The sequence below is a fragment of the Paraburkholderia solitsugae genome (assembly GCF_013177695.1).
GTDB lineage: Bacteria > Pseudomonadota > Gammaproteobacteria > Burkholderiales > Burkholderiaceae > Paraburkholderia > Paraburkholderia solitsugae.
Map to the genome: position 1 here is coordinate 83608 of NZ_WOEY01000013.1, position 19438 is coordinate 103045.

General features: G+C 60.4%; 18 protein-coding genes and 1 pseudogene. 18 read left to right on the forward strand and 1 reads right to left on the reverse strand.

The features are described 5' to 3' along the window. Positions 1 to 91 precede the first annotated feature (91 nt). From GNZ12_RS02900 to GNZ12_RS02940, 9 genes are all read left to right on the forward strand, one after another. Complete coding sequence (locus GNZ12_RS02900) at positions 92 to 1309, forward strand: ABC transporter ATP-binding protein (protein WP_216673080.1); 1218 nt, start codon at positions 92 to 94, stop codon at positions 1307 to 1309. Between the two features lie 48 nt (positions 1310 to 1357). After that, complete coding sequence (locus tag GNZ12_RS02905) at positions 1358 to 2467, forward strand: ABC transporter substrate-binding protein (protein ID WP_172308907.1); 1110 nt, start codon at positions 1358 to 1360, stop codon at positions 2465 to 2467. Between the two features lie 40 nt (positions 2468 to 2507). Continuing rightward, positions 2508 to 3383 (forward strand): ABC transporter permease, encoded by an 876-nt coding sequence (locus GNZ12_RS02910; RefSeq protein ID WP_172308908.1) that lies wholly within the window; start codon positions 2508 to 2510, stop codon positions 3381 to 3383. Between the two features lie 21 nt (positions 3384 to 3404). Continuing rightward, positions 3405 to 4199, forward strand: coding sequence for an ABC transporter permease (locus GNZ12_RS02915; RefSeq protein ID WP_172308909.1), 795 nt, complete (start codon positions 3405 to 3407; stop codon positions 4197 to 4199). 28 nt (positions 4200 to 4227) lie between these two features. Next, positions 4228 to 4956 (forward strand): NAD(P)H-dependent oxidoreductase, encoded by a 729-nt coding sequence (locus GNZ12_RS02920; RefSeq protein ID WP_172308910.1) that lies wholly within the window; start codon positions 4228 to 4230, stop codon positions 4954 to 4956. A gap of 29 nt (positions 4957 to 4985) precedes the next feature. Continuing rightward, positions 4986 to 5735, forward strand: coding sequence for an electron transfer flavoprotein subunit beta/FixA family protein (locus tag GNZ12_RS02925; RefSeq protein ID WP_172308911.1), 750 nt, complete (start codon positions 4986 to 4988; stop codon positions 5733 to 5735). Positions 5736 to 5814: 79 nt separating this feature from the next. After that, a complete protein-coding gene (locus tag GNZ12_RS02930) occupies positions 5815 to 6750 on the forward strand; it encodes an electron transfer flavoprotein subunit alpha/FixB family protein (protein ID WP_172308912.1) in 936 nt (311 codons plus the stop codon). 11 nt (positions 6751 to 6761) lie between these two features. After that, entirely contained in the window at positions 6762 to 7394 is a 633-nt protein-coding gene (locus tag GNZ12_RS02935; RefSeq protein WP_235993546.1) for a MarC family protein, read from the forward strand. Between the two features lie 66 nt (positions 7395 to 7460). After that, positions 7461 to 9053 (forward strand): 5-guanidino-2-oxopentanoate decarboxylase, encoded by a 1593-nt coding sequence (locus GNZ12_RS02940; RefSeq protein ID WP_172308914.1) that lies wholly within the window; start codon positions 7461 to 7463, stop codon positions 9051 to 9053. A 202-nt stretch (positions 9054 to 9255) separates the two neighbouring features. Here GNZ12_RS02940 and GNZ12_RS02945 read toward each other — a convergent pair whose 3' ends face one another. After that, the gene (locus GNZ12_RS02945; RefSeq protein ID WP_328805936.1) at positions 9256 to 9912 is read right to left on the reverse strand and encodes a TetR family transcriptional regulator C-terminal domain-containing protein; all 657 of its coding nucleotides are present in this window, start codon (positions 9910 to 9912) and stop codon (positions 9256 to 9258) included. Between the two features lie 333 nt (positions 9913 to 10245). Between GNZ12_RS02945 and GNZ12_RS02950 the strand changes: the two genes are divergently transcribed. The 9 genes and pseudogenes from GNZ12_RS02950 to GNZ12_RS02990 all read left to right on the forward strand — a co-directional run. Further along, on the forward strand, positions 10246 to 11052 hold the full coding sequence (locus GNZ12_RS02950; protein ID WP_328805937.1) for an ABC transporter ATP-binding protein: 807 nt from the start codon (positions 10246 to 10248) through the stop codon (positions 11050 to 11052). Positions 11053 to 11153: 101 nt separating this feature from the next. Beyond that, a complete protein-coding gene (locus GNZ12_RS02955; RefSeq protein WP_172308915.1) occupies positions 11154 to 11951 on the forward strand; it encodes a transporter substrate-binding domain-containing protein in 798 nt (265 codons plus the stop codon). A 33-nt stretch (positions 11952 to 11984) separates the two neighbouring features. Continuing rightward, positions 11985 to 12701, forward strand: coding sequence for an ABC transporter permease (locus tag GNZ12_RS02960; RefSeq protein WP_172308916.1), 717 nt, complete (start codon positions 11985 to 11987; stop codon positions 12699 to 12701). A 33-nt stretch (positions 12702 to 12734) separates the two neighbouring features. Continuing rightward, positions 12735 to 13430, forward strand: coding sequence for an ABC transporter permease (locus GNZ12_RS02965; protein WP_172308917.1), 696 nt, complete (start codon positions 12735 to 12737; stop codon positions 13428 to 13430). A 69-nt stretch (positions 13431 to 13499) separates the two neighbouring features. Further along, positions 13500 to 14720, forward strand: coding sequence for a pyridoxal phosphate-dependent aminotransferase (locus tag GNZ12_RS02970; protein ID WP_172308918.1), 1221 nt, complete (start codon positions 13500 to 13502; stop codon positions 14718 to 14720). 15 nt (positions 14721 to 14735) lie between these two features. Continuing rightward, complete coding sequence (locus GNZ12_RS02975) at positions 14736 to 15749, forward strand: M14 family metallopeptidase (RefSeq protein WP_172308919.1); 1014 nt, start codon at positions 14736 to 14738, stop codon at positions 15747 to 15749. 577 nt (positions 15750 to 16326) lie between these two features. After that, positions 16327 to 18564, forward strand: a complete 2238-nt coding sequence (locus GNZ12_RS02980) for an NADP-dependent isocitrate dehydrogenase (protein ID WP_172308920.1) — start codon at positions 16327 to 16329, stop codon at positions 18562 to 18564. A 111-nt stretch (positions 18565 to 18675) separates the two neighbouring features. After that, positions 18676 to 18813 (forward strand): annotated as a pseudogene (locus GNZ12_RS02985) (IS6 family transposase); the annotation flags it as partial. 485 nt (positions 18814 to 19298) lie between these two features. Then, positions 19299 to 19438, forward strand: a 140-nt coding sequence (locus GNZ12_RS02990; RefSeq protein ID WP_172308921.1) for a porin, incomplete at its 3' end; no start/stop codon positions are given.

Sequence of the window (19438 nt, forward strand, 5' to 3'; positions counted from 1 at the left end):
TCGGCGCTACTTGCGGCCTGCATTTCGGTATAGTATAAGTTCAATTAAATGAACGTTCAACCCAAATCGGGAAATGGCCGGGAGACAAGGAATGGAAGCAGGTCATGCACATATCAACGAAGCCGCCGCGTGGCGCTCGCCGGTGGCGCGGATGAGCGCAAGCCGGGTATCGAGCGGCGCGGGTTTGATGATCGACCGTGTGTCAAAGAGCTACGGGAAGGTGATGGCGGTGCGGGAAACCACCATCGATATTCCGCGTGGCGAGTTTCTCACCATTCTCGGTCCCTCCGGTTCGGGAAAAACGACGCTGCTGATGATGGTGGCCGGTTTCGAGCAACCGACCAGTGGAGACCTCAGGGTCGGAGCGAAAAGCATCGTGGCGTTGCCGCCCGAGAAGCGAAATTTCGGCATGGTGTTTCAGGGCTATGCCCTGTTTCCGCATATGACAGTGGAGCAAAACGTTGCGTATCCGCTGATGGTGCGCGGGCAGAAAGGGCCGGACGCGATGAAGAAGGTCAAGGACGCGCTGGAACTCGTGCGGCTTGGACATCTTGCCGGGCGCCTGCCGCGCCAGCTTTCCGGCGGTCAGCAGCAGCGCGTCGCGGTGGCGCGCGCGCTGGTGTTCAATCCGGATGTCGTGCTGCTCGACGAACCGCTCGGCGCGCTCGATCGTAAGCTGCGCAGCGAGGTACAGGTGGAGCTGAAGGCGCTGCATGAGCGGCTCGGGTCCACCTTTCTGTTCGTCACGCACGACCAGGAAGAGGCATTGTCGATGTCCGACCGCATCGCGATCATGCGCGACGGACAGCTCGAGCAGATCGGCGCACCGGGTGAGCTATACGAGCGGCCCGGCAACCGGTTTGTCGCGGATTTTCTGGGCAAGAGTAATTTCATTGAAGGCGTGGCGCAAGGCAACGCAGACGGCGCGACGGTCTATCAGTGCGGGGCCCGGCGCTTTGGCGCGGAGGCATGCGGCGCGCTGCCCGGCGAAGCCGTGGTGTTCGCGTTGCGCCCGGAGAAAGTCGGCGTATCCGCGACGTCATGCGGCGGCACGCTCAATGAAGTGTGTGGGCGCATTCTGCACTGGAACTACTTCGGCTCATCGTTTCGCTTCGAAATCGAAACGGCGGAACTTGGCCGCGTGACGGCCGACGTGCCGGCATGGAAAGGACTCGCGTCGCCACATACCGGCATGGAAGTCTTCGTGAACTGGGAGCGCAGCGCCACCTGCCGGCTCGCGGCGGAAACTCATCAGGCAGCACCTCATCAGGCGCCATATCGGAATGCCGCCGCAGCGGCAGGTCGCTAGTTATCTCGTTCGGCTCACCCATTACCTGAAAACAAGGAAGGAGACACCATGACGCAACGGCATTTGCGCGACCTGATCGAACAGGCACAGGACCTCGAACCGCGCACTGTGCAGGGACGCCGCGATTTCATCAAGCTGTGCGCGGTGGCCGGCATCGCGCCGACGCTGCTGTCGGTGTGGAGCGCCAGCGCGCGCGCATCGACCGCCAAGGAGATCGTGTTGTGCGCCTGGGGCGGCGAAGCCAGAAACGCATTTCGCAATTCGTACATGGATCCGTTCTCGAACGCCTCGGGCGTCAAGATGGCTTACGACTCGTCGCCCGACGACGGCAAGATCAAGGCGATGGTGGAGAACAAGAACGTCATCTGGGACGTGATGGATCTCGACGGCTTCGCGGCGATCAAACTGGGCAAGCAAGGCTTCCTGCGCCCGATCGATTATTCGGTGGTGAGCCGGGTCTCGCTGCCAGGTCTCGCGTCGGATTTCGGTGCTCCCGCCTATTTGCTCAGTTATGTCCTCGTCTATGACGCGCAGAAGTTCGGTGCGAATCCGCCGAAGAACTGGGCGGACTTCTGGAACGTCGGCAAATTTTCCGGCAAGCGCGGGTTGTGGAAATGGATGGGCGGCTCGCTCGAAGCCGCGCTGATGGCGGATGGCGTCGACAAGGACAAGGTGTTCCCGCTCGACGTGAACCGCGCGATGAACAAGCTCAAGGAACTCAAGCCGAATGTGTTGCTGTGGGATTCGGGCGCGGACAGTCTGCAGTTGCTGCGCAACGGCGAGGTCAGCATGGCCTGTGTGTGGCACACGCGCGCCAACGTGATCCAGCGCGAAAGCAAAGGCCGATTCCGCTATACGTGGGAGCAGGGCCTCGCGTCGTGCGATGTGTGGGGCGTGCCGATGAACAATCCGGCCGGCAATGACGTCTGGCAGTTCATCAAGTTCGTGCAGGGGATCGAGCCGCAACTCAAGCTGCTGAGCCAACTGGGCAACGGCCCGGTGACGCCTGCCGCGACCGCGGCGGTTCCGCAAGCCTTGCGTGAAGATAATCCGGGGACGCCTGAGAATTGGGCACGCCAGTGCAAGATCAATCCCGAGTGGTGGGCGCAGAACTACGACGCCACCTTGCAGAAGTACACCGATTTGATGTCGTCGTGAGCGGACCCGGGCCACGATCCTCCATGGAGCACTGCGTGCCATGAATACTCTCTCTTCACCGGTTCCGGTCGGGACCTCGACCCACAGGGCACGGCTCGACCGGTATTGGCTGCTGGTCTGGCCGCTTCTCGCGCTGCTGGCCGTGCTGTATGTGTTTCCGCTGCTGCGCGTGTTGTGGTTGAGCTTCACGGTGCCGGAGCCGGGGTTGCAGAACTATGCGCGCTTCATCGCCAACGACAGTATTCACCGCGTGTTGCTGACCACGCTGCGCATATGCAGCATCACGACGGTGTTTTCAGTGACGATTGGCTATCTGATTGCGTTTGCGATGGTGCATGTCGGACCGCGACAACGGATGGCGCTATTCTTCGGGCTGCTGGTGCCGTTCTGGGCGTCGGTGCTGGTGCGCGCGTTCTCGTGGCTGTTCTTGCTCGGCGAGCAGGGGCTCGTCAATACGATGCTGATGTCGGCCGGCCTGATCGATCATCCTCTGGCGCTGATGCGCAATCAGATCGGTGTCGTCATCGGCATGGTGCACTTCATGATTCCGTATGCGGTACTGCCGCTTTACTCGAACATGAAGGGGATTGATCCACAGTTGGCGCGCGCCTCGCAAGGGCTCGGCGCCGGCGCATTCCTGACGTTTCGCAAAGTGTTTTTTCCGCAGACGTTGCCAGGCATCTACGGCGCGGCAATTCTCGTGTTCATCTTCTCGCTCGGCTTTTACGTGACCCCGGTGATTCTGGGCGGCGGCCGTACGGTGATGATCGCCGAGTACATCAGCATCCAGATCCTGCAACTGGTGGATTGGGGCAACGGCGCGGTCCTCGCTTCGGTGCTGCTGGTGTCGATTCTGCTCGCACTTGCGGTGCTCTCAAGGTTCGTCAATCTGCGCGAACTGTTCGGCGCCAAGTAGTCGCCCAAGACGAGGAATGCGATGAACCAAAAACTCACCCTCAAGCGCGCGTTGGTGATCGGGCTTGCATGGGCAGCGATTCTATTCCTGCTGTTGCCGTTAGCGGTGTCGGTACCGGTTTCGTTTACGCCAAACGATTACCTCTCCATGCCGCAGGGACATCTGTCGCTCGATCACTACCGAGTGCTGTTTACGGATGATGACTGGCCGACGAGCTTTCTTCAAAGCGGATTGATCGCGCTCGTCTCCGCGACGATTTCGGTGTTTCTCGGCACGCTCTGCGCGATCGGCTTATGGAAGATCGCGTCGAGCCGCGGCGAAGCGGTGCGGCTCATCGTTCTATTTCCGCTGATTGTGCCGCCGATTGTGTCAGCGCTGGCGTTCTACCGTCTTTGGGCGGACTGGGGACTGCTCGACAGTTACCCGGGCACCATCCTTGCCCACGTCGTGTTGTCCGTGCCGTATGTCGTGGTGGCGGTGTCGGCGTCGCTGGCCACGCTCGGCGTGAAGATCGAGCAGGCATCGCGCAACCTGGGCGCGAACCTGTATCAGACGCTGCGCTACGTGATTCTGCCGGCGATCCGCCCAGGCGTGTTGTCGGCCTCCGTGTTCGCCTTCATCCTGTCGTGGGATGAACTGGTGGTGACGCTGTTCATTTCGAGCCGGCACATCTATACGCTGCCGCGCAGGATGTGGGACGGCATGCGGGAAAACGTCGATCCGGCGATTGCCGCCGTCTCCACGCTGTTGCTGCTGGCCACCTGCGTCGTGATTGCCTTGTCGCTGATCCGCAAGCAGGCGGCCGGCGACCTTTGAATTCGGCTACTTTGGAGAGGTTTTCAACATGAAGGTATTGATCGTTCACGCTCATCCCGAGCCACAGTCCTTTACCGCGTCGATGCAACGACACGCAGTGGAAACATTGCAGGGACAGGGGCACGAAGTGATGGTGTCGGACCTGTACGCGATGAACTGGAACCCGGTGGCGAGTGCGGCCGACTTTGGCACGCGCAAGAACAACGACTATCTGGTCTATGCGCTCGAACAGCGCGAGAACGTCGCCGCGGGCACAATTGGGCCGGACATTCGCGCGGAACTCGACAAGCTGCTCGCTTGCGATCTGATCATCTTCAGCTTTCCGCTTTTCTGGTGCTCGGTGCCGGCGATCATGAAAGGTTGGATGGACCGCGTGCTGGTATCGGGCAAGGTCTATGGCGGGCAGCGCTTCTATGACCGCGGCGGCATGCGCGGCAAGCGCGCGATGCTGGCTTATACGTGCGGCGGCCGCGATTTCATGTTCGATGCAGAGGGCGTTCACGGCGAAATGGACCTGATGTTGCGTCATGTGCTGCGCGGCACGTTGGGCTATGCCGGCTTTGAGGTGCTGCCGTCGTTCGTGGCCTATCACGTGCCTTACGTCAAGCCGGCCGAGCGTGAGGCGATGCTCGGGCGGTACGGCGACTATCTGACGAAACTCGATCAGCTTGAACCGCTGTCTTTCCCGTCGCTCGATGATTTCGATGCGGAAATGTACCCGCGCGTGCGAACGCCGCAGATGACGGAGCAGGACTGAACCGACGAACGGGAATAGTGAGAACGAGTATGAAGATTTTGCTGGCGGTGAAAAGAGTAGTCGATTACAACGTGAAAGTCCGGGCGAAATCGGACGGCACGGGCGTCGACATCGCGAACGTGAAGATGTCGATGAATCCGTTCGACGAAATAGCGGTTGAAGAAGCCGTGCGTCTGCGTGAAGCGGGCGTGGCGACTGAAGTGATCGCCGTGTCGGCGGGTGTGACGCAAGCGCAGGAAACGCTGCGCACGGCGCTGGCAATCGGCGCGGACCGCGCGATCCTGATCGAGTCGAACGAAGAGTTGCAGCCGCTGGCGGTCGCCAAGCTGCTCAAGGCGCTGGTCGATAAAGAGCAGCCTTCATTGGTCATCCTTGGCAAGCAGGCCATCGACGACGATTCGAACCAGACCGGCCAGATGCTGGCTGCTTTGGCTGGCTTGCCGCAGGCTACGTTTGCGTCGAAGGTTGTTGTTGCAGATGGTAAAGCTACTGTTTCGCGTGAAGTCGACGGCGGCGCTGAGACGCTGTCCTTGACGCTTCCCGCCGTGATCACGACCGACCTGCGCCTGAACGAGCCGCGCTACGTGACGCTGCCGAACATCATGAAGGCGAAGAAGAAGCCGCTGGAAGTCATCAAGCCGGAAGACCTCGGCGTTGATGTGACGCCGCGCCTGAAGACGCTGAAGGTCGTCGAGCCGCCGAAGCGCTCCGCCGGTGTGAAGGTGCCGGATGTGAAGACGCTGGTCGAGAAGCTGAAGACCGAAGCCAAGGTGCTCTAAGGACAACGCGCAATCAACTTGCATGGGACCGGAGTAAGCGTTAAAGGGCTAACTCCGGTCGACACAGGAGACGGACGAAATGACGCATCTGGTAATTGCAGAACATGACAACGCGTCGATCAAGGCCGCGACGCTGAATACGATTGCGGCCGCACAGAACATCGGCGGCGATATTCACGTGCTGGTGGCGGGTCACAACGCGCAAGCCGCAGCGGATGCGGCAGCGAAGATTGCAGGTGTTTCGAAGGTCCTGCTGGCCGACGCGCCGCAACTCGCAGCAGGGTTGGCAGAAAACGTCGAAGCGACGGTGCTGAACATCGCGAAGGACTACACGCATATCCTCGCGCCGGCGACTGCTTACGGCAAGAACATCGCGCCGCGTATCGCCGCGAAGCTGGACGTCGCGCAGATCAGCGAAATCACGGCAGTGGATTCGGCCGAAACGTTTGAACGCCCGATCTATGCAGGCAACGCAATCGCGACGGTTCAGTCACAAGACCCGATCAAGGTCATCACGGTCCGCACGACCGGTTTCGACCCGGTGGCAGCAGAAGGCGGTAGCGCAACCGTCGAGAAGATCGAAGCGGCAGCCGACACGGGCCTCTCGCAATTCGTGAGCCGTGAAGTGACGAAGCTGGACCGTCCGGAACTGACCTCGGCGAAGATCATCGTCTCGGGTGGCCGTGGTCTGGGCAATGGCGAGAACTACACCAAGATTCTGGAACCGCTGGCAGACAAGCTGAACGCAGCACTCGGTGCGTCACGCGCCGCAGTGGATGCGGGCTTCGTGCCGAACGACTACCAGGTCGGCCAGACCGGCAAGATCGTTGCGCCGCAACTGTATGTGGCGGTCGGCATCTCGGGTGCGATCCAGCACCTGGCCGGCATGAAAGACTCGAAGGTGATCGTCGCCATCAACAAGGACCCGGAAGCGCCGATTTTCAGCGTCGCCGATTATGGTCTGGTGGGTGACCTGTTCACGGTGGTGCCGGAACTGGACGCGCAATTGAGCTAAACGCGATGACCATGACGTCCAGCGACGTACTGCTCTTCATCACGGGGCTTCTCACGCTCTTTTGCCCACCGGTGGCGATGCCGATGTATGCGTCCGTGACCGGACATTTTCCCGATTCGACGCAACGGCAAATTGCATGGCGCCTATTCGTCTGGATTGGGGCATTAATGGTAGGTGCGGTTTGGGGCGGCCAGTTCTTGCTGCGAATGCTCGGCTTGACCCTTGGCGCGCTGACATTGACGGGCGGCCTCGTGCTTTGCCTGTGGTCGATTCCGATGATGCGCGGCACCAATAACGATGAGCGGCGCGGCGGAACGGTCAAACTTGAATACGCGCAATGGCGCAGTTTTATTGCTGTGCCATTGATCTTTCCGCTGTCGATCGGCAGTGCTGTCGTCTCGCTTGTGATCACGACCGCGACGCGCTTTCACACCGTTGCGGACCTGTGCATTATCAGCATGGTGTGCGTATTGCACGCTGGCGTGATTGGTCTGACGTACGTGTTTTCGGGAACATGGTGCAAGCGTCTCGGTGAGATAGGCATGACCCTTGTCGAACGGCTTTCGGGGATTGTGCTCACCGCGATCGCCTTCCAGATGCTGGCGCAAGGCATCCGCGAACTGTTACCTGGTCTCGCTTCGTGAGCGTAAAACAATGATTTACACCGGAACAGTGCATTGAACCGGCCTCCTGACTGATGGGTGAAACGCATGAAAACAGTGGGTATGTATCTCGTCGAACTCCTCGCGGCCTATGGCGTGGACACCGTCTTCGGCATTCCAGGCGTGCATACGATCGACCTGTACCGTGGACTTTCCGGAAGCAAGATACGCCATATCACGGCGCGCCATGAACAGGGACTGGGTTTCATGGCGGACGGCTACGCGCGAGCAACCGGCCGTCCAGGCGTGTGCTTCGTGATCACCGGCCCTGGCGTGACCAATATCGCCACGGCGATGGCGCAGGCCTATGCCGATTCGATTCCGATGCTGGTGATCTCCAGCGTCAATGCTTTGGGGCATCTCGGCTCCGGCAATGGCCACCTGCATGAATTGCCCGATCAACGGCAGCTCACGAGCGGCGTAGCCGAGTTCAGTCATACGGTCACGCGTGCCGAGGAGTTGCCGCAAGTGGTGGCGCGTGCATTCGCGGTGTTCTCGAGTGGACGGCCGCGCCCGGTGCATATCGAGTTGCCGCTCGACGTCATTACCGCTTCGGCGCAGGATCTGCCCGCTATCCCCGCGGCACCCCCACGCGTGAGCGCGGGACCGGCCGCGCCGCGCGCTATCGAGGAGGCGCTCGAACTCATCGGCCTTGCGCGTGCACCGTTGATTCTTGCGGGCGGTGGGGCACTAGCCGCGGCCGATGAAGTGCAACGGTTTGCACGAGCGCTTGACGCGCCCGTCATCATGACCATCAACGGACGCGGCATCCTGCCACCTGAGCATGAGCTGGGCATCTCGCTGTCGGCATCGAGCCAGGCAGTGCGCGCCTTGATGCGTGAGAGCGATCTGATTGTCGCGCTCGGCACCGAGCTCGGACCGACCGACTACGATCTTTACGCGGACGGCAGTTTTGTGCCGCCAGCGAACCTGTTGCGCATGGATATCGACGCGCAGCAGCTCTTTCGCAACGCGGCGCCGATGCTGCCCATGCTAGGCGATGTCGGCGAGACGCTGGCCGCGCTGCGTCGGGCGTGGTCCGCGCCTGAACATCGCGGCAACGGGGCCACTCGGGCGGCGGCGTGCCGTGCCGCTGGCAAGCGCGAACTCGATGCCGTCACGCGGCGTGATCTCGACGTGCTGGCTTGTGTCAGGCAGGCTTTGCCGAACGCGAGCATCGTCGGCGACTCTACGCGTTTTGTGTACTCCGGCAATATCGGCTACGCCGCGCCGCGCCCGCGTTCGTGGTTCAACGCATCAGTGGGGTTCGGTTCGCTCGGTTACGGCCTGCCTGCCGCGATCGGCGCGAGTCTTGGCGACGCCACCCGTCCCGTGGTGTGTCTCGCCGGCGATGGCGGTTTTCAGTTCACCTTGGGCGAACTCGGCACGGCGGCGCAACATGAGGCGCGCGTAATCGTGCTCTTGCTCAACAACGGTGGATACGGTGAAATCAAAAGCGCGATGCTCAATCGCCAGGTCGAACCGATCGGAGTCGATTTGCATACACCCGATTTCGTCGCGATTGCGCAGGCCTATGGGTGGGCCGCCGAGCGACTCGACGAAGGCACGCCGCTAGCTGAAGCACTCGCACGCGCGGCGCAGCAGAGGGTACCCTCGCTGATCGAAATCACGGCCGCTTGAGTCCGCCGAGCCGCTATTGCTGCAACGCCGGTAGGCCCATGACGGATGATCGGGCTGTACCTGCTCATGAAAAAACACCCCAAAATCGTTGGGCGAGTGTCCAACTTTTGGGGTGCAGTTCAAACCCGGGACGGCGGCTTTTTCTTTACCCGGCCGGTCAACCGGCCGGCACGCGAAAACTTACGTACTGTTTACGCACTCGTCACGCCCGCTTCCTGCTGGTCTTCGCCGGCGGCAGGAAGCTTTCCACGACCTGCAGACAGCTGCGCAGCGCGTCTTCGGCCGTGAACGAGGTGGGGTCGCGTGCAAGTTCGAGCCAGAACCCGTCGATGACCGCTGTCAGCGTCAATGCAGCGAGTTCGCTGTCGATCGGCGCACCGCGCACCTCGCCGATCTGGTCGAACAGTCTTTTCAGCGCCTGCTTGTAGCCGCTGTACAGTTCCTTGTGCGCCTTGCGGATCACGGGGTCGCTATGCGCGACACTCCAGAACCCGAGCCAGACCTTGACGTTCTTGGGCGCGAACACGGGCGGAGCGAAACACACCTTGATGATGGCGTCGAGTTTCTCCTCAGGGCCTGCGGCATTCGCCGCTGCCTCCCTGGAAACTGCAAGCAGATCCGCTGCCAGCCGTTTGTAAGTCTGCGCCATCAGTTCGTCTTTCGACTGGAAATGATGGTTGATCAGGCCGCGCGAGACTTTCGCCTCGACGCAGATCCGGTCGATGGTGGTTTCGGAATAGCTGTAGCGGGCAATGCAGCGCATCGTCGCGTCGATGATCGATTGCTGACGCACAGCCGGCATTTCGCGGACACCGCGTCCGCGCGTCGGGACGGGTTCCTTACCGATGATCTTTTTCACTCCATGGCCTTTCAGAGTCGTTACGCGGCCGATTATATGTGAGTACAGAACGATTGTTCAATTGATCTGTACCGAGCTTCGCTTCCAGGCTTTTCCTGGACAAGGCGCCGTTGCGATTCGAACCCTGCAAGCAAGTGTATTCAGCGCATTGTGCGAGACCTGCTTACAAGCCCAGGGAAGACCGGGAAAATCTTCTGCCAGCGAATATTGAAAACTGTTGAACCATTGTTCAGCAGAACATATACTCGTGCGCACATGCAGGTTGGTCGACCATTCAACAAGACATCGCGGCACCGGTTACGGGAAATGCCAGCGAGGGAGTAAGGAGACAGCATGTTAGCCCCAGTAAATGGCAGCAGAGTAGAGATGGCGGAGCGAGTGCGTATCGAGAATCTCCATAAGAGCTTCGGTGATCTGGAGGTTCTCAAAGGCGTCTCGCTCACAGCGCATGAAGGCGAAGTGATTTCCCTGATTGGCGCAAGCGGTTCCGGTAAGAGTACCTTGCTTCGATGCATCAACCTGCTGGAAATACCTTCACAAGGCAAGATCGTCGTAGACGGCGAACAGATCCAGTTGGGTGTCGACCGAAAGGGACGTCCCGTCGCGCGCGATCCGCGGCAGGTCGAGCGAATCCGCACCCGGCTCGGCATGGTCTTTCAAAGCTTCAATCTCTGGGCGCATCGTACTGTGCTCGAAAACGTCATCGAAATGCCTGTTCACGTGCTTGGCGAAGCGCGCACCGAAGTTGTCGCGCGTGCCGAACATCTGCTCGAACGTGTCGGCCTTGCCGATAAACGCGATATCTACCCAGCTTTCCTTTCCGGTGGACAGCAGCAGCGTGTCGCGATTGCACGTGCCCTCTCGATGCAGCCAAAAGTCATGCTGTTCGACGAGCCGACCTCCGCGCTCGACCCCGAACGTGTCGGCGAAGTGCTGAAGGTGATCCGCGATCTGGCTTGCGAAGGCCGCACCATGATTCTGGTGACGCACGAAATGGACTTCGCGCGAGACGTCTCGAGCAAGATCATGTTCCTGCATCAAGGCCGCGTGGAAGAGAGCGGTGCGCCCGCGGAGGTTTTCGACGCACCGCAGAGCGAGCGATGCCGCCAGTTCGTAACCGCGCACAAGCAACGCCATTGAGTAACGCATCGAGGCTCGTGAGTTCGAGTCTGGCAGTGAATCTTTCAGTGAATCATTCGTTCGCAGCGCCCGACTAATCCCAACAGAGAAGAAGATCGATCATGAAAAAAATATTGCGCAATCTGGGCTTCATGGCAAGCGCCGTCCTCGTTTTGCTCACTTTCACGGTGCCTGCCGGCGCAGCACAGGATACGCTGCGTTTCGGTGTGGCCGCTGAACCCTACCCGCCGTTTTCGATGAAGTCGCCGACAGGTCAATGGACCGGTTTTGAAGCCGATCTGATCCGCGCACTGTGCGTCCAGATGAAAGCCACGTGTGAGATCAAGGAAATGGCGTGGGACGGCATCATCCCCGCGCTGCAAAGCGACAAGATCGACGTGATATTCAATTCGATGTCGATCACGCCGGAGCGTGAGAAGGTCATCGCGTTCTCGCGTCCTTACTATGAAACGCCCGGTGCCTTTGTGGGGCCGAAGAACGTGAAGATGACCTTCTCGCCGGAAGGCCTGAAGGGCAAGATCATCGGCGTGCAGGGTTCCACTGCGAACGCCGAGTTCATCAAGAACAGCTATGGCAAGACGGCGACTGTGCGCCTGTACAACACCCAGGATGATTGCAATGCGGATCTCGTGGCCGGCCGCATCGACGCGATGTATCTCGATCAGCTGGGCGTCATTGATTTCCTCAAGACGAAGGACGGCGCCGCGCTCGAACTGAAAGGTCCGGGCAGCGTCAAGATGGACCCGGCCGTCTACGGCTCCGGCGTGGGTGCGGGTATGCGCAAGGGCGACACCGCGCTCAAACAGCGTATGGACCAGGCGCTGACGCAACTGCACGATTCGGGTAAGTACGCAGAGATCTCGAAGAAGTATTTCCCGATCGATCTCTGGCCGCACTGATATCCATCGACGCCACCACAGACGGGAGACCGCATGAATTCATGGGCTTGGGTAGCGTACCTGGGGATGGACCCGGACGGCTGGGGCGTAGCGCTGCTGCAGGGCGCCATAGTGACGCTCGAAATCTCAGTTGGCGCGTTCGTGGTGGGCATCGTCCTTGGACTGGCTGGTGCATTCGCCAAGCTCTCAGGTGTGCGCGCGCTCGAGCGGATCGCGCAGGGGTACACCACCGTGTGCCGCGCGGTTCCGGAACTGCTTCTGATCCTGCTGCTTTACTACGCAGGCACCGACGCCATCAATCTGCTCATGACGGCGGTGGGCATCGGGCCGGTCAACGTCAATGGCTTCGCAGCAGCGGTTATCGTGCTGGGTATCGTACAGGGCGCGTACGCGGCGGAAATCATCCGTGGCGCGATCCTTGCCATTCCGTATGGCCAGATCGAAGCGGGCAGGGTGTTTGGCGCACGGCCGGCTCTAGTGTTCCGGCGCGTCATCCTGCCGGCGATGGCGCCTTACGCGCTCGCGGGATTCGCCAACCTGTGGCTGATCCTCGTCAAGGATAGCGCGCTTATCAGCGTGGTGGGCTACAACGAATTGCTCTACACCGCCAAGCAGGCGGCGGGTTCGACGCGTGAATATCTCCGCTACTACCTGATGGTGGCGGCGGTTTATTTCGTCATCACGTCGCTGTCCGGTCTGCTCTTTCGTGAGATCGAGCGCCGCTTCGGCCGCTGGATGCCGAATTCCTGATTGCCGCTTATCGATCTTAGCCGGGTGCCTGCCATGGATTTGAGTGTGTTGTCGTCGTATGCGTCGTTGCTCCTGCTGGGTGTGGTCACGACGCTCAAGCTGCTGGTGATTTCTGGCGTGTTCGGTTTTCTGCTCGCCGTCGCAGTGGCGTTCGCGCGGATTTCGCACAACGTGCTGATTGCGCGTCTGAGCAAAGGCTTTACCGAGGTGATTCGCGGTACGCCGCTGCTCGTGCAGATCTACCTCATTTACTACGGGCTCGGCTCGCTCTTTGCCGGCTGGCCGTCGCTGCGTGAGAGCTTCTTGTGGCCGTTTCTGCGCGATGGCTTCTGGTATGTCGCGCTTGCGCTCGTGATCAGCGTGGGCGCGTATGTTGGCGAAGTGATCCGCGCCGGACTGCGCGGTGTGCCGAAAGGCGAAATAGAAGCCGCGCGCGCCATGGGGATGCGTCCTCGTCTTGTGATACGTCGGGTCTGGCTGCCGCGCGCAATCCAGATCCTGTTGCCGACCCTTGCGGGTGAAACGGTCATGCTGCTGAAATCGACCGCGCTGGCGTCGACGGTCGCGGTCATGGATGTGCTGGGTGCCGCGAACTATATTCGCGCGCAAACCCTGCGCACCTACGAGCCGTTGCTCGCGATCGCGATCATTTATGTCGTGCTCGCCTTCGTCATTGAAAAGGCGTTTGGCTATCTGGAACATCGCGTGCCGGTCCGTTCGTCACGCTGAACCCGAACCGCGGCGATGGGCCTCGCGCAAACAAGCTGTCTCGCGTCTGCCGCTGCAAGGAGTGTTTGAATGAAGTATTCGAATCTGGTGGAACGCCTGCAAGGTAAGCGGACCTCGGCCTGGGAGATTCACTACGCCGCACAGAAGGCGCTTGCCCAAGGCGAGGACGTCATTCTGCTGAGCGTAGGGGATCCCGATTTTGCTACGCCGGATGTCATCGTCGAGCGCGCGGTCACGGCATTGCGCAGCGGCGATACGCATTACAGCGAGGTGGCGGGCCGCGCCGCGTTGCGCACGGCGATTGCACAGGAACATACGCGTGCGACGGGCCACGCTGTCGCCGCAGAGAATGTGATTGTGGTGGCGGGTACGCAAAATGGGTTGTTCGCCGCATCGCTCTGCCTGTGCCAGGCAGGCGATGAGGTGATCGTGCCGGAGCCGATGTATCTGACCTACGAGGCAAGCGTGCGCGCATCGGGCGCTACCCTCGTGCCCGTGCCGGTTGATCCGGCGCGCGGCTTTCATATCGATTGCGATGCGCTCGAAGCGGCCATCACGCCGCGCACGAAGGCGATTTTCTTTGCCACCCCCTGCAATCCGACTGGCGTCGTGATGCCACGGGCCGATCTCGAACGGATTGCACAGCTGGCCTGCCAGCACGATCTGTGGGTGCTCGCCGACGAGGTCTACGCAGACCTGACCTTCGAGCGCGAGCACGTGAGTATTGCATCCCTCGCCGGCATGGCCGGGCGCACGGTGACGATAAGCAGTCTGTCGAAGTCCCACGCGATGCCCGGCTGGCGGATAGGCTGGGTTATTGGGCCCGCGCCGCTCGTCGGACATCTTGAACGCCTCGCGCTATGCATGCTCTATGGTTTGCCGGGTTTTATCCAGCAGGCGGCGCTGACGGCGCTGGAGCACAAAGCGCAGATCGTCGCCGATATGCGCGAGGTCTACAGACGTCGGCGTGATGTGGTCTACGACCGTTTGCGTCAGGTGCCGGGCTTGCGTTGCCTGTTGCCGGAAGCGGGCATGTTCATGATGGTGGACGTGACGGGCACGGGCCTCAACGCGTTCGATTTCACATGGCAGCTATTTCGCGCGCAAGGCGTGGCGTTGCTCGATGCCAGTGCGTTTGGCGATACGGCAAACGGTTTCGTGCGTTTCGGCTTCGTCGTCGATGAAGCGCGGTTGGTGGATGCGTGTGAGCGCATCACCACGTTTGTCCGGGGTCTGGGTATCGGTGCATCAGCAGGTGAAGCGGCGGGTGAAGCGGCGCGGTGCGCCTGAATCAGGAGCCTGTTCATGCTCGAAGATATTTCCCTGACAGTGAACAGCGATTCGGGCCATCCCGTGCCGGTTCGGGCGTGGCGGCTTGCAGGGCAGGGTGGTGGCCCGCGTGTGCATTTACAGGCGGGCGTTCACGCCGATGAGATCGCCGGCATGCTGGTGTTGCACAAACTGCTGCCGCGCCTCGAGCATGCGCACGCGGACAGACGTCTACGCGGCACGGTGACTGTTGTGCCGCAAGCCAATCCGCTCGGCATCGCGCAGTTTCGCAACGGCCACATCCTCGGCCGCTTTCATGAATCGACAAGTCGCAACTTCAATCGTCATTTCATTGAGTCTTCTGCGCTGCAACGGCCGGCCACGACGTTCGCCGCGTGGCAGAAAGCGATCGTCGGTCTCGCGGTCGACGCACAGATCGTGCTCGATCTGCATACCGATTCCGAGGCGTTGCCCTATATCTACGTCAACCGCTGCTTCTGGCCGGATGCGCGTGATCTGGCAGGTGCGCTGGAAGCGGACGTCGCCATTCTCTGGGATAACGATGACGATGGCGCATTCGAAGGTGCGATGGTGTCGCACTGGCTGCGGGCGCAGCAAATCGAGGGCCGCCTGGCGGCAACCGTCGAGTTGCGTGGTCAATCCGACGTCTCCGATGACCTGGCCGATCGGGACGCTCAAGGCATCTACGCGTTTCTGTGCGGCCGGGGCGTCATAGAGGATCGTCGCGTTCAGCGTGAATGGTCGGGTGAAACGATACCGATGGGCCACATGGAAACGGTGTTCGCGCCGGTGTCGGGCGTGCTTGTGTACGAACGCGAACTGGGCGCGCAGGTCGCCGAGGGTGAGCGCATCGCGCGAATCGTCGCGCGCCCGGGCGACCCGAGCAGCGAGCATGTTTTGCGGGCGCCTCAAGCGGGGCGGCTTGTTACACGCAGCCGCGATCGTCTGATTGCGCAGGGCGACGTAGCAGTCAAGTTGACGGGGTCGAAGCCATCTGCCAGCTGGACCGGTGGTGTGCTCGATCCATGACGCGGACTGAGGACGTGACACTCGTCTTGAGGGCTCTGTCACGTTGGCGAGGTGGTCGCGTAAGATTCCTCTTCAGAAACTCCACCAAAAAAGGTGGAGTTTCTGCGTTTACGGCACCAGATTTACGCAGCATTGCTCCACTCGAGCGTAAGCACCCGGTGAAAGCGCCGTAGCGCTCTATCAGGCAGTAATGATCGGTGACCCGCGATGCGGCAGCAACTGAGCGATGTCGTCGGCTCGTGTAAGCGGTGTGCGTACGCCGGGCGATCCGCCGAACGGGTTCGGCCGCGGAAAGGACTGATCAACCTAGGCGATGGTTTGGTGAACGCCAGGCGGCCGGTAACGGTTGCCAACAGCGTGTGTTCATGTCGTAATCATACGACCACGAACTGACACGATCCAGGTATAGAAAGGTCCGCTTGTAAGCGGATTTTCCATTCTGCGATTGCAATGAAAGCGTAATGTAAAAAAGGCGTGCGGTTCAGCGCCGCTGGTGCACGAACTCAGGCAAAATTCCAGCATCGATGCCGGTCTTTGATGCAGTTCGCCAACCCACTTCACGTTCTTGAGGCAATGAATGGCTACCCAGCAACCTACCATCATCTACACCCTGACCGACGAGGCCCCGCTGCTGGCAACGAGTGCCTTCCTGCCCATCATCCGCACGTTTACCGCGTCGGCCGGCATCCAGGTCACCGCGAGCGACATCTCAGTGGCCGGCCGCATCCTGGGCGAATTTCCAGAATTCCTGACCGAGGCGCAACGGGCGCCTGACAACCTGGCCGAACTCGGTCGTCTGACCTTGCTGCCCGATACCAACATCATCAAACTGCCCAATATTAGTGCCTCAGTGCATCAGTTGGTCGGTGCGATCAAGGAGCTGCAGGGCAAGGGCTACAACGTGCCGGATTTCCCTGAGGAACCGAAGACCGACGCCGAGAAGGCCATCCGTCAGCGTTACTCCAGGTGTCTGGGCAGTGCCGTCAATCCCGTGCTGCGCGAGGGCAACTCGGACCGCCGCGCACCCGCCGCCGTGAAGAACTATGCCCGCAAGAACCCGCACAGCATGGGCGAGTGGAGCATGGCTTCGCGCACCCACGTGGCGCACATGAAGCACGGCGACTTCTACCACGGCGAAAAGTCCATGACGGTGGACCACGCCCGCAACGTGAAGATGGAACTGCTGACCCAAAGCGGTAAGGCCATCGTGCTCAAGCCCAAGGTGTCGCTGCTGGACGGCGAGATCATCGACAGCATGTTCATGAGCAAGAAGGCGCTGTGCGACTTCTACGAAGAGCAGATGGAAGACGCCCGCAAGACCGGCGTGATGCTGTCGCTACACGTCAAGGCCACGATGATGAAGGTCTCGCACCCGATTGTCTTTGGCCACGCGGTGAAGATTTTCTACAAGGAAGCCTTCGAGAAACACGGCAAGCTGTTCGACGAACTGGGTGTGAACGTCAACAACGGCCTCGTCAATCTGTACGACAAGCTGGAAAGCCTGCCTAGCTCGAAGCGCGAAGAAATCATCCGCGATTTGCACGCCTGCCACGAGCATCGCCCCGAGCTGGCGATGGTGGACTCGGCCAAGGGTATCTCCAACCTGCATGCACCGAACGACGTGATCGTGGACGCCTCGATGCCGGCCATGATCCGCATCGGCGGCAAGATGTGGGGCGCCGACGGTCGTCCGAAGGACACCAAGGCCGTGATCCCGGAGAGCACGTTCGCCCGCATCTACCAGGAGATCATCAACTTCTGCAAAACCAACGGCAACTTCGACCCGGTCACGATGGGCACGGTCCCCAACGTCGGGCTGATGGCGCAGCAGGCCGAGGAATACGGCTCGCACGACAAGACTTTTGAAGTGCCCGAGGCAGGCGAAGCCCGCATCGTCGATATCGATACAGGCGAAGTGCTGCTCACGCAGAACGTCGAAGAAGGTGACATCTGGCGCATGTGCCAGGTCAAGGACGCGCCGATCCGCGACTGGGTCAAGCTGGCGGTCACCCGGGCCCGCAACTCCGGCATGCCGGCCATCTTCTGGCTGGACCCGTACCGCCCTCACGAGGCCGAGGTGATCAAGAAGGTCGAGACCTACCTCAAGGACCACGACACGACCGGTTTGGACATCCAGATCATGTCGCAGGTGCGAGCCATGCGTTATACGCTGGAGCGCGTCATTCGCGGGCTGGACACCATCTCGGTCACGGGCAATATCCTGCGCGACTACCTGACCGATCTGTTCCCCATCATGGAGTTGGGTACCAGCGCCAAGATGCTCTCCATCGTGCCGCTGATGGCCGGTGGCGGCATGTACGAAACCGGGGCGGGCGGCTCGGCGCCCAAGCATGTCAAGCAACTGGTGGAAGAAAACCACCTGCGCTGGGATTCTCTGGGTGAATTCCTGGCGCTGGCGGTGTCACTGGAAGACCTGGGCATCAAGACCGGCAATGCCAAGGCCAAAATACTGGCAAAGACGCTGGATGCCGCCACGGGCCAGCTACTGGAAAACAATAAGAACCCGTCGCCCAAGACAGGACAACTGGACAATCGCGGCAGTCAGTTTTATCTCGCCATGTACTGGGCCCAGGGACTGGCCGCGCAAACCGAAGACGCCGAGCTTGCCGCGCATTTTGCGCCGTTGGCGAAGCAACTGACTGAGAACGAGCAGGCCATCGTGGCCGAATTCTCGGCCGTGCAAGGCCAGCCGGTGGACATTGGCGGTTACTACAAGCCCGACAGCGAAAAGCTGGACGCCGTGATGCGCCCGAGCAAGACGCTGAATGCGGCGTTGTCGGCGACTCAGGCTTAAGAAGTTCCGGCTGCCCTGTCAATCAGGGCTGCCTATGATCTGCCGCATTGCGATTTCCACTGATTAGCGCGCTTGGTTCATCCAGCAGTGGCGCAACACGTTGAGCACCTGCGCGTATCCCGCGATCCTGAACGTACGCAGGCTTTCTTATCGAGCTTCGGTCCGATCCGTCAGCACTTCGCGCTCAAACGACACATGCTACGCGCCTCACTCTATCGCAAACAGCTCGTCGCACGCTTCGCCGCCTAGCATCGTTTCACTGAGGCCGCCCAAGTTCCGTCCGTTTTCTGAGCAAGCGTGTGTCCTCTCCGCCATTGCGTCGCGCACAATTTAACGTGACAGCGCCGTCTCCCGCCTCAACTCCCCCGTGCACCAGATTCGAGCTTAGCTCTTGCATCTGCGGATACTGGTTTTGACTTTTTTAAAAGTTCGTCCAGATCCTCCAGCTTTTTCCCCATCTCGCTTCACCGCAATCAAAGCGGCTACCCTAGCTCAACCGAACCTACGCCAGAAAAAAACTAACTAGATCGTACAAATTCGTATAAACCCTGAAAGACATCAGATCGCGTTTGAACGACACTTCGGGCTGGTTTGCAAATCCAGGCGCCACTCAGTGCTCACCCCTCTTCGCATTTGCACCGGCACGCTGAGCCGGCTAGCTCTGCACACCTTAGATTGCCGGGGCGATTGCTGGTGTTAGAGATTGAGAAAAGATTTTTTACAGAGGAGCAGAAATGAAAAAGGCATTAGCAACCTCGGCCCTTGGGTTGGTCGCCCTCGGCGCGCACGCTCAAACCAGCGTGACGTTGTACGGTATCGTCGATACGGGGATCGGCTACCAGAGCAGCCAGACGTCGCTCGGTTCGACGACTGG